We start from the raw sequence: 10,127 nt of genomic DNA, 5'->3' as shown, positions 1-10,127 counted from the left end.
CCGCTTCACTGATGGCTGCAGCAGCATCCGGCCTTGATGAACGGGTTGGTGAGCTTGAACTTGCAGATGGGGCAGGGCGTCTGCTGGATCTAGGTAGATCATCTGAGGGGGGCATACCCCTTGTAGGCGAGCTGGTTTGCGCTCTGGGTTTTGATTCGCGATTATCGCGTTCGCGGCGGCGGGCTCCAAATTCTGGGGGGGCATCAGTGCTAGCTGCAAAACGGCTTTGGGCCCGCTCTGGAATAGCCGGACGCTCCGGACGCCGCGGCCGATAAAAATCCCTATCTATTTCTTCTTCTGGTTCATCCATATCATCGGCTCTAGAGCGAATCTTGCGCCGCAGGGGCTGGGGGTCTTCAAAGCGGTCTTCATTGCCCCATTCGCTACGACCCATGCGAGGCCTTGAGGGCAGCGGTTCATCTTCATCGAAGAAAGCGGAACGGCGAGCTTGTTCAGTGGTAACACTGCGCAAACGCACAGATTCGTAAGCAAAAAATACCGTTGTAGCCGCTAATAAAAACTGACCAAATTGCAGAATTGGATCGAGGCGCCAACCCTGGAAAAAAAGTATTCCGCCGCATAACAAACCAACGGCCGCAAAAAATACGTCGTAGTCGCGGGCAAGGCCGGGCTTAAAACTGCGCAAGAAATAGAGCATTGTGCCGCCCACCGCGAGCACAATGCCAACGATGCTGGCCCAATTCAGGCTGGCATTAACCATGGATGGCCTCCGGGGCCCAGAGCGGGCAGCTAAAGCCCATGTAGAAACAGTTTAGGGGCCACTGCTACTAATGCCAGACAAATCAAAGCTTGCGATCAAGACGATCGGTTTGGCTAATCAAAATCAGAGCGATTGTGATTGGCACCACAACGATCAGGGCACCAGCTCCCAAGCTGGTAAGGAAATTTGAAAGGGAAGGGGTCATGGCGCCTTCAGTAATTTCCGAATCCTACGGGTATTAGGGGATTCTTTAGGATCAATCAATAAAGCCGTAGAAGTTTGTGACAGCACTGCCCCTTCCTCTCCTTAACGCCAGTAACAATCTGATTGGGATCCTGCTGGCGGCATGGACGCTTTTATTCCTAGGACGCATAGTGCTGAGCTGGTATCCACAGCTCAACAGCACTAATCCCTTAGTTGCCTTGGTGTTAATCCCAACTGAGCCACTGCTTGCCCCCACCAGGCGCTTAATTCAGCCCATAGGTGGCGTAGACGTAACACCTGTTATTTGGGTTGGCTTGGTGAGCTTGATGCGAGAACTTCTTGTGGGTCAACAGGGTTTAGTTAGCCAGTTGTTGCGTTCCGCCCAGCATTTGGCTTAAGCATTTCCATCTCCACAAATTTTGTATGCACCTCCCCCCTTTGAAATTCGGGGCGATCCAAAAGGGCTAAATGAAATTCAATCGTGGTTGGCACTCCAATCACGGCACATTCAGAAAGGGCGCGGCGCATACGCCGTAATGCTGCAGGGCGATCTTCACCCCAAACAATAAGTTTGCCGATTAACGAATCGTAGAAAGGGGGGATTTCGTAACCGGTATAAACGTGGCTATCGAAGCGCACTCCAGGGCCGCCGGGGGGTAACCAGCCGGTAATGGTGCCAGGGGCTGGCCGAAAGTTATTCCGGGGATCTTCAGCATTGATGCGACATTCGATCGCATGGCCCCGCAACTGAATATCTTCCTGTCGAAAACGTAGGGGCTCACCTGCTGCAATTCGTAGTTGCTCAGCAATTAGATCAATGCCGGTAACAACCTCGGTAACAGGGTGTTCCACCTGGATGCGGGTATTCATCTCCATGAAATAAAACTGACCGGTGGCATCGAGCAGAAATTCAACAGTGCCTGCCCCTTCGTAGCCAATCGATCTTGCCGCTGACACAGCTGCATCGCCCATTCGGGCTCGAATTATTGGATCTAAACCCGGCCCTGGAGCTTCTTCCAGCAATTTTTGATGCCGCCTTTGAATTGAACAATCGCGTTCGCCTAGGTGCACCACCTCCCCAAATCGATCAGCGAGGATCTGCACTTCTACGTGCCGAGGACGATCAATAAACTTCTCCATATACAAACCTGGATTACCAAAAGCAGCCTCCGCTTCCCCCTGGGCCGCCCTATACAAAGATTCCAATTCTTCGCTGCTGCGCACAAAACGCATTCCCCTGCCGCCGCCGCCAGCGGTGGCCTTAATCATTACCGGATAGCCCATCAATTCAGCGAGTTCAGCTGCCTCTTCGGGGTTTTGAAGTAAGCCTTCGCTACCGGGAATTGTTGGCACCCCCACCCGCTGCATGGTGGCTTTTGCGGTGGATTTATCTCCCATTTCACGAATGGATTCAGGAGAAGGGCCAACAAAAGTAAGGCCATGGGCGTTGCAGATTTCGGCAAAGCGGTCGTTTTCCGCCAAAAAGCCGTAACCAGGATGGATTGCATCAGCGCCCCTGGAAGTGGCGGCGGCGATGATATTGGGAATATTTAAATAACTCCTACTGCTGGGGGGATCCCCCACACAAACTGCTTCATCAGCCATCTGCACATGCAGCGCAGTGCGATCTACGGTGCTATAAACAGCCACCGTGTTTATGCCCATCTCACGGCAGGTGCGGATGATCCTTAAAGCGATTTCACCGCGATTCGCTATTAAAAGTTTCTTTATCGCCATAACCTCCCTCTATAACAAGTGATTCTATCAGTGGTGGAATCAGTAGCAGCAGCTGAAGCAGCTGGTAAAGTGCGATCTTGCCGTTTCGGCAAGCCACGCGGATGTGGTGGAATTGGTAGACACGCACGTTTGAGGGGCGTGTGACTTCGGTCTTGCGAGTTCAAGTCTCGCCATCCGCATCAGATCCAACCGGAAGCATCGTTCTGGTTTGCAACGGGCCTGGGGAACTCACTACTTGGGTGAGGCCTTTGGCTATCGCTTTGCATAAAATTCGCCCGTTAAGGCCTTTGGCGCCCCAAGGGCCTGATGCACTGAGGCTGGTTTTAGTGCCCTGCCCTAATGCAAACGCCACTGAACATCGAGTGGCCAGCGCAATGGGGCTATTTGAACGGGTATTTCCTGCTAGAGAATTTTGGAAACTACTTATTAATCCCAAGCGCTACGGCCCCTGGCCTGCAAAAGGGGTAGTGGTTTTTCTGGGGGGCGATCAATTTTGGACGGTGCTGCTCTCAGCGCGACTTGGCTATCGCCACATCACCTACGCCGAATGGGTGGCCCGCTGGCCCCAATGGAACGACCGCATTGCCGCTATGGGCACAGCAGCTTCAGCGCGACTTAAGCCCAAGTGGCAAAAGCGCTGCACGGTGGTGGGAGATTTAATGGCGGATTTATCCCATGCCGCCCGCAATGAAACAGAGCTTTTGGCTGGAGAATGGGTGGCCCTGCTGCCGGGCTCAAAAGGAGCAAAATTACAGCTAGGAGTGCCTTTCATGCTGCGTTGCGCAGAGATCCTGCATCAACTGCGGCCCCAAGTGCGTTTTTTATTAGCGGTGGCACCAACTACTTCTGCCGCAGAAATTATTAAATATGGAGATGTAAACAATCCTCTACAGCGGTTTTATGGAGGCAGCACACCGCATTTGAGCAATGAAAGTGAAAGTGAAAGTGGGAAGCGTTGCTTGATCACAGGCAGCGGCCTTGAAATAATGCTGGTTGAAAACCAACCGGCCCACAATTTCCTAAGCCAATGCACTCTTGCCTTAACAACTGTTGGAGCAAACACCGCTGAACTAGGCGCCTTGGGCGTGCCAATGCTTGTGCTGGTTCCAACTCAACACCTACACGTGATGCAGGCTTGGGATGGTTGGCTTGGTTTATTGGCGCGCTTGCCACTGTTGCGATGGTTACTGGGAATAGCGCTCACGGCATGGCGTATGCGAAATAGAGGCTTCCTTGCTTGGCCAAATATCAGCGCCGGCCGCTTAGTAGTGCCAGAACGGGTGGGCACGATCACTCCAGAAGAGATTGGAGCAGAAGCCGCCCAATGGCTAGAAAACCCTGAACGGCTTGAGGCAATGGCTGAGGAGCTGCGGCATCTAAGGGGAAAACCAGGGGCGGTGGCTCAACTGGCGGGGTTGGTAGATGAATTACTACCCACAAATTACAAAACAATTGCTTAAATTACAGAACTAAACCTTTGCAATTTGATAGGCCATGCAATTGAACCAAGAGGAATGGAAAGCAAAGCTCACAGCTGAGCAGTATCAAGTAGCTAGAGAAGGGGGAACTGAACGGGCCTTTTCAGGTGTGTATTGGAATAACAAAGAAAATGGAATATACCGTTGCATCTGCTGCGATAAAGAACTTTTTAAATCCGATGCAAAATTTGAATCAGGTACCGGCTGGCCAAGTTTCTGGCAAGGGGTTAATCCAACTGCGATCAGTATTCATACAGATCAAAGCCACGGCATGCAACGCACTGAAATTCGATGTGCAAACTGCGATGCACATTTAGGACATGTTTTTAAAGATGGCCCTGCTCCAACGGGTGAACGTTATTGCGTGAATTCTGCATCCTTAAACTTTGAGAAAATTTAAGCGTTAAGCCCAGGGGTCGTCGTCTATCGGATCAGATATTGGTTCTAAGCTTTCGCGCCTGATCTCAACGGGTTCCACATCAACATCTAGGGGCTGCCTTCTGGTTTCATAGTCGTTAAATTTATTATATTTATCGTAATTTCGATTTGAATTCTGTTCGGCAACATCTTGATCTAAATATCTGCGCTGCTGCAGCTGCTCCCGACGCTGCGCCCGTTGTTCTAATTCCACATATTCGTAATCAGGATCATAATTTGAATTTGATCCTTGGCTATATTTTTGCTCAGAGTTGCGATTTATTTTTTGGCTTGAACCGTATTCAATACGCTCTTCGCTTGATGCAGATGGAGCAAAGCGTTCGGATTTATTTGCTTGAAGGCGCAGCTGCTCCTGTTCAGTTATCTGGGCCGCAGGCAATTGGTTTTCCACCGGCACCATATTAAGGCGATAGCGCTCCCTCTCCTCCCGCTCTAAGTTGCCACCACCGATACCGAGTTTTTCTAGCAATCCACTACTTAATTGCTTTAACTTTTCTTCTGCACCTTCATAAACAATTATTCGATCAGGGCCAGAACTTACAATTTCTTCAACGGTTAGTTCCCAGGTACTAAGGATTCCCTCCCCCAGCAGCGGCACCCCTACGGCCCCCATCACCAAGGTGGTGAGTTCGCCAGTTTCGATATCAAAGCTAAATCCCAATACGCGGCCTAATTGTTCTCCAGATTCAGATATAACCTGCGAATTAATAACCCTGCTAAAGCGTTCGGGATTGAACTTTTCCGAAAGAGAATCAACCGAATCCACCAAGATCACATCGCCCACCTGGCGAATTTGCTCGAGGGGCATCCAACGGGGTAACCCCGGCAGAAATCTGGTAAGCGGGTTATCGCGCAAACCAAGGGCGACCACCTCGCGGCGATCGATATCAACCATCACTTCACCCACAACACCTAGGCGGCGGCCGGTGTCGCGGGTGATCACTTGGGTGCCCATCAATTCAGATCGCAACCAGAGGCGATCTGATGGAACAGGATTGGAATCGGAGGGTGGCGGCGCCTGCAAGGGCTCTATTGATAATCGAGTCATTGTGGCGCAGGATTGGCCATCAGGCTGCAGAGGGTAAACCCACCACTTGGGTATGGGCGCCGCGGGCTTGGGTTACACCGATGGTGCGAGTGCTGGCGGCAATCATTGGGCGGCGATGACTCACCACTAGGAACTGGGCTGCATCTGCTTGGGTGGAGATCAAGCTGGCAAGCCTTTCCACATTCACACCATCAAGAAAACTATCCACTTCATCGAGTGCATAGAAAGGGGAGGGGCGAAACCGCTGCAGCGCAAATAAAAAGCTAAGGGCCGTGAGAGATTTTTCACCCCCAGACATAGAAGCCAAGCGCCTCACCGCTTTGCCTTTGGGATGGGCCACCAGGGTGAGGCCTCCCTCCAAGGGATCTGCCTCGTTTTCAAGTTGTAGCTGGCCTTCCCCCTCTGAAAGACCTGCAAAAATTTCACGAAAATGACCATCTACAGCTCGAAAAGCCTCCATAAACGCCTCTTGCCTCAAGGTGGCAACAGTTTCCACCCGCAGCAACAATTCCATCCGTTCACTAGCGAGCACAGCCAGGCGCTCCGCTAATTCAGCAAGCCGCGCCTCCAGTTGCTCTAGTTCCTCAAGGGCAAGCATGTTTACCGGTTCAAGGGCCTCCATGCGTTGCTGCACCACCTTCAGTTGTTCCTGCAAAGCCTCAAGGCCCGCATGCCGCAGCTCCTCGGGTATCTCTGGCAGCGGATCAGGTAGTGCCAGCTCCAATTGATTTAGGCGCAAGCTGAGATTGCGCTGCTCTTCCTGCAGCGCTTGAAGTTGTTCGGCCAAGCGTTGCAATTCCCATTGATGCTGTTGTTGTTGTTGGCGTAAACCCGCCAACTGGGCTTCTGCTTGATCGCGGGCGCGGCGTTGTTCACCAAAACGGGTTTGTAATTCCTGCTGCTCAGTTTCAAAGGCCAAGCGCCGGGTTTGATCCACAAGCTGCTGCTGGCGCAATTCCTGCACCTCGGAGCTAAGCGCGGCTGCTGCCTCTTGGATGCGCTGCTCGTTCGTAATTAGGGCCTCTAGCTGGCTTTGCAGCCTTGCCAGCTGCAGACCGGATTCCCTCTGACGTGCCTCCAAGGCGTCTTTCTCTTCCCTCGCAATACGCAGGGAGTTGTCGGCCTGCTCCAATTCCTGCTGCAAAACACGCCAACGGGCGCCATCTTGTTGTTCGCCGGCGCTGGCTTCTGCCGCTTCGATTGCTGCTCTTTCCTTCTCTAAGGGCGCCTTGATAGCGCTTAGTTGCAGTAGCCGCTCAGCATCTTTATTAATTGCGGAGCGCAATTGCAATAGGCGTTGTTGCAGCTGATTTTCGCGGCTCAATTGGGGACCATGGGATCTTTTTGCTGCCGCCAGTTCCGCCTCCAAGGCCGCCTGTTGGGAGCGTTGATTAGCGAGGGAGGTATGCAGCAATTCCAGGTTTGCCGTTAACTCCTGCTCCTTCCGCCTTGATGCCAACAGGGTTTCGCCAAGTTCAAGCAAACGGCGGCGCAATGGTTCCGCTTCATCCCCTTCACTTGCACGCCCGAAACTGAGGCCGCCACTGCGCTGCTGCTGGCTGCCGCCGGTGATTGCACCACTGCGTTCAAGCAGTTCACCATCGAGGGTAACGATGCGGCTGCGGCCCAACTCGCGGCGGGCTGATTCCAGGTCTTTGTAAACAAGCGTTTCACCAAATACGTAGCGAAACACCTCGCTATAAACAGGTTCAAAACGCAGCAACTCGAGGGCTCTGCCAAGGCAACCAGCACTTGCAGCGATCGGGTTTCCCCTCTCAAGGGCAGTGGAGCTAAAACTCGAATTGGAATTACTACGAATTTTATTTAAAGGTAGAAAAGTAAGCCTGCCGGCTCGTTTTTGTTTGAGCAGTTCAATTGCCCGGGCAGCGATGCGATCGTCTGATACCACCACCTGGCTCAGGCGGCCACCCGCGGCCACCTCAAGGGCGAGGCGAAATTGCTCTTCCACCTCACCCAGCTGAGCTACAGAACCGTGGATGCCCTCTAGGCCAGCTTCCAATAGCACCCGTAGGGCGCCGGTGCCGCGGCTTTCTTGCAGGGTTTCGCGGCGACTGTCTTGGCGAGCGATCTCCCGCTCAAGTTGCTGTTGTTCCTGTTCCAATCGCTGGCGGGTGCGTTGCTGCAGGGAAAGGGCTTCAGCGAGGCTTTGGGTGCTGTTGCGTTGTTTGTGTGCTTCTTGCAAAAGCTGCTCAAGTTGTTGTTGCAGCAACTCAAGTTGTTGTTTTGCAACATCACTACCTTGGCGTTCCTGCCCGAGTTGCTGCTCTTGTTCAAGCAATCTTTCTCGATCTTGGCGGCAACGTTCATCCAGCTGTAACTGCTCAGATTGCAGCGGGGTTAACTCAGCCAGCAGCTCTTGGCGGCGGCGGCTGAGCTGCTGCTGCTCCTCTAGCCAACTGCCGGATCTTCCCGCCACCTCCCCCAAACGGCGCCGAGAAAGTTCTACCGCCGCCTCGGCATTCAAACAATCGGCCTGAGCTTGCAGGCGTTCTTGACCTTGATCAGCAGCTTCCAGCTGGCGCTTTTGATCTAGCAATCCCCCACGCTCTTGTAGCAATTGATGGCGTTGCTGCTGAATCTGGCTGGATTCCTGTTGATGCCACTCAACACGCCGTTGCCTTTCCCTGCCAGCGGCATCTAATTCAGCTAGTTGGCCTTGCACCGCCAATAGTTGATCTTCGCCGAGGGATTTCACCTCCAGTTGCAATTTTTCGAGGCCTGTTGCCGCAGCTGCAATTTCTATTTCTCCCGCCTGAATTGCATCCCGCTCTTGAATCTCAGATTGTTGTATTTGGCAATGTTGCTGCTCGAGCTTCTGCAATTGAAGGCGGGAATGCTCCACCTGCAGCACCTGTTCTTGCTGCCTGCCAAGTTGCAACTTAAGGCGCAGTTCTTGGTATAAACGGGCCCTTTGGCAATCCCGCTCAAGGCGGTTGCGGGAGGCTTGAAGTTCACCTTCAACAATGCGGCAACGCTCTTCCCGCTCCTGCACCTCTTCAAGCTTGCCTCGGGCCTGATCGATGCGGCTATCAAAGAGGGCAACACCTGCCAGTTCGTCGATTATGCCGCGGCGATCTTTTGCACCCATCGACACAATTCGGGTTACATCCCCCTGCATCACTACGTTGCTGCCATCGGGATCCACCCGTAAACGCCGCAGCTGGGTTTGCAGTTGCTGCAGGTTGCAACTCACACCATCGGCGCTGTAACTACTGCTGTATGTACCGCCGGCTGCCACCCGCAAGCGACGAGTAACACTCCATTCCTTTTGGCCTGGCTTAATCCAAGGGCCCTCACTAGGGGGCTCAAGGCCTGCTTCCGCTTCATCCGGCTGCCAATCCTGTAGATCAAAGCGCACAGAAACCGACGCTTCTGCCGCTTTGCCTTCACGTATTACGCCGTTGTTTATCAAATCCGGCAGCCGTTCTGCCCGCATACCACGGCTATTTGATAGGCCAAGACAAAAAAGAATTCCATCTAAAATATTGCTCTTACCCGATCCATTCGGCCCTGTTACAACAGTGAAACCGGTATCAAGCGGAATGGTTACCGAACCGCCAAAAGATTTGAAATGAGTGAGGCTTACCTGATTGATATATACCAACAGGACAGCGGCGGCTTTGCCCCGAAACAGAATTAGATTTACGCTAGCAAATCTCTTCAACTGCACAAGGGGAACCAGCCAATGCTGCCAAGTGGCGCCAAGCCAGATAGGTTGCTTTTAACAATTGCGAATTGATATGGACAGTTCCAACCCAGTAACTGCTGTAGGCCAAGTGGGAGAACTTTTTCGGGAACGGTTTGCTGAATTGCTACCAGCGATTCAAAAACAATGGCCGCAGCTCACCCACGACACCCTCGCCAACACTCGTGGCAGTTTTGATGAAGTGGTGTTGCTGATTTCAGACCAAACCGGACGCACCGCCAGCGTTATCCAGGCACAACTTTTGGAATTTATGGAGGTGGCAGGGGAGCAGGGCCGTCGTATTGGCGACAGTTTGCAACCACTGGAAGAACAGTTGGAGCAGCTGCTGGATGATCTAAATGCCAACTTGCGGCCAAAGCTTGAACAACCTGTGCGGGAAAGGCCTTTATTAGCCCTTGGCATTGCGGCAGGTGTTGGTCTTCTTGCCGGCCTGCTTTTAAGCAGCCGCAGGCGCTAGGGGTATGGCCAGTTCCACCCCCCGCAGCACCAGCTCAAAATTTGCTTCTTTAGTTACATCGGTTTTTGATCTACATGTGCGTATTGCCCTGCAGGAGGCAGATCGCGAAAAACGCCGCCTGATCGTGGGAGGGCTCGTTATTACTACGGCTTTAGTGCTGCTGAGCGGTGCACTTTTGGTGGGCCATGGCGCTCTGGCTTTATGGCTTGTGCAGAGCTGGAAACTTTCCTGGTTAGCCGCCTTTTTAATCATTGGGGCAGCTGATCTGCTGCTGGCTGGCTTGCTTCTGCGCATTGGCGGACAACTACTGAAGGGGC

The 10,127-nt window shown here is 52.8% G+C and carries 10 protein-coding genes and 1 tRNA gene; 6 read left to right on the top strand and 5 right to left on the bottom strand.

The genetic code is table 11. From position 1 onward, the window contains the following. A partial coding sequence (locus KB557_RS06270; protein WP_255132392.1) for a Ycf66 family protein occupies positions 1-721 on the bottom strand: 721 nt, incomplete at its 3' end. 82 nt (positions 722-803) lie between these two features. Then, positions 804-926 (bottom strand): photosystem II reaction center X protein, encoded by a 123-nt coding sequence (gene psbX, locus KB557_RS06265; RefSeq protein WP_255132390.1) that lies wholly within the window; start codon positions 924-926, stop codon positions 804-806. Between the two features lie 76 nt (positions 927-1,002). Between psbX and KB557_RS06260 the strand changes: the two genes are divergently transcribed. Beyond that, a complete protein-coding gene (locus KB557_RS06260) occupies positions 1,003-1,323 on the top strand; it encodes a YggT family protein (protein WP_255132388.1) in 321 nt (106 codons plus the stop codon). On the opposite strand, the gene accC is transcribed toward KB557_RS06260, so the two are convergent. Next, the gene (gene accC / locus KB557_RS06255; RefSeq protein ID WP_255132386.1) at positions 1,286-2,662 is read right to left on the bottom strand and encodes an acetyl-CoA carboxylase biotin carboxylase subunit; all 1,377 of its coding nucleotides are present in this window, start codon (positions 2,660-2,662) and stop codon (positions 1,286-1,288) included. The genes KB557_RS06260 and accC overlap by 38 nt on opposite strands. A gap of 97 nt (positions 2,663-2,759) precedes the next feature. Between accC and KB557_RS06250 the strand changes: the two genes are divergently transcribed. The 3 genes from KB557_RS06250 (at position 2,760) to msrB (ending at position 4,540) form a co-directional block, all read left to right on the top strand. Continuing rightward, positions 2,760-2,841, top strand: a tRNA-Leu gene (locus KB557_RS06250). Then, positions 2,803-4,122 (top strand): glycosyl transferase, encoded by a 1,320-nt coding sequence (locus KB557_RS06245; protein WP_255132384.1) that lies wholly within the window; start codon positions 2,803-2,805, stop codon positions 4,120-4,122. The genes KB557_RS06250 and KB557_RS06245 overlap by 39 nt, the downstream gene beginning before the upstream one ends. 34 nt (positions 4,123-4,156) lie before the next feature. Then, positions 4,157-4,540: a peptide-methionine (R)-S-oxide reductase MsrB gene (gene msrB / locus KB557_RS06240; RefSeq protein ID WP_255132382.1), complete on the top strand. Its 384-nt coding sequence runs from the start codon at positions 4,157-4,159 to the stop codon at positions 4,538-4,540. A gap of 3 nt (positions 4,541-4,543) precedes the next feature. On the opposite strand, the gene KB557_RS06235 is transcribed toward msrB, so the two are convergent. Then, positions 4,544-5,626, bottom strand: a complete 1,083-nt coding sequence (locus tag KB557_RS06235; protein WP_255132380.1) for a PRC-barrel domain-containing protein — start codon at positions 5,624-5,626, stop codon at positions 4,544-4,546. A 19-nt stretch (positions 5,627-5,645) separates the two neighbouring features. Further along, entirely contained in the window at positions 5,646-9,251 is a 3,606-nt protein-coding gene (gene smc, locus KB557_RS06230; protein WP_255132377.1) for a chromosome segregation protein SMC, read from the bottom strand. Positions 9,252-9,387: 136 nt separating this feature from the next. Between smc and KB557_RS06225 the strand changes: the two genes are divergently transcribed. After that, on the top strand, positions 9,388-9,810 hold the full coding sequence (locus KB557_RS06225) for a glycine zipper domain-containing protein (protein ID WP_255132375.1): 423 nt from the start codon (positions 9,388-9,390) through the stop codon (positions 9,808-9,810). A gap of 4 nt (positions 9,811-9,814) precedes the next feature. Further along, positions 9,815-10,127: phage holin family protein (locus KB557_RS06220; RefSeq protein ID WP_255132373.1), on the top strand; the 313-nt coding region annotated here is incomplete at its 3' end.

Origin of the sequence: Synechococcus sp. Cruz CV12-2-Slac-r (genome assembly GCF_024346075.1) — a bacterium.
Taxonomy (GTDB): Bacteria; Cyanobacteriota; Cyanobacteriia; order PCC-6307; family Cyanobiaceae; genus Synechococcus_D.
The sequence above is the reverse complement of the archived record's forward strand: the minus strand, read 5'-3'. Positions and strand labels throughout refer to the sequence as shown.

Bases quoted from the DNA above. Each gene is read 5' to 3' on its own strand.
- accC (WP_255132386.1), bottom strand. From the start codon at position 2,662: ATGGCGATAAAGAAACTTTTAATAGCGAATCGCGGTGAAATCGCTTTA.
- psbX (WP_255132390.1), bottom strand. From the start codon at position 926: ATGACCCCTTCCCTTTCAAATTTCCTTACCAGCTTGGGAGCTGGTGCC.
- KB557_RS06225 (WP_255132375.1), top strand. From the start codon at position 9,388: ATGGACAGTTCCAACCCAGTAACTGCTGTAGGCCAAGTGGGAGAACTT.
- msrB (WP_255132382.1), top strand. From the start codon at position 4,157: ATGCAATTGAACCAAGAGGAATGGAAAGCAAAGCTCACAGCTGAGCAG.
- KB557_RS06235 (WP_255132380.1), bottom strand. From the start codon at position 5,626: ATGACTCGATTATCAATAGAGCCCTTGCAGGCGCCGCCACCCTCCGAT.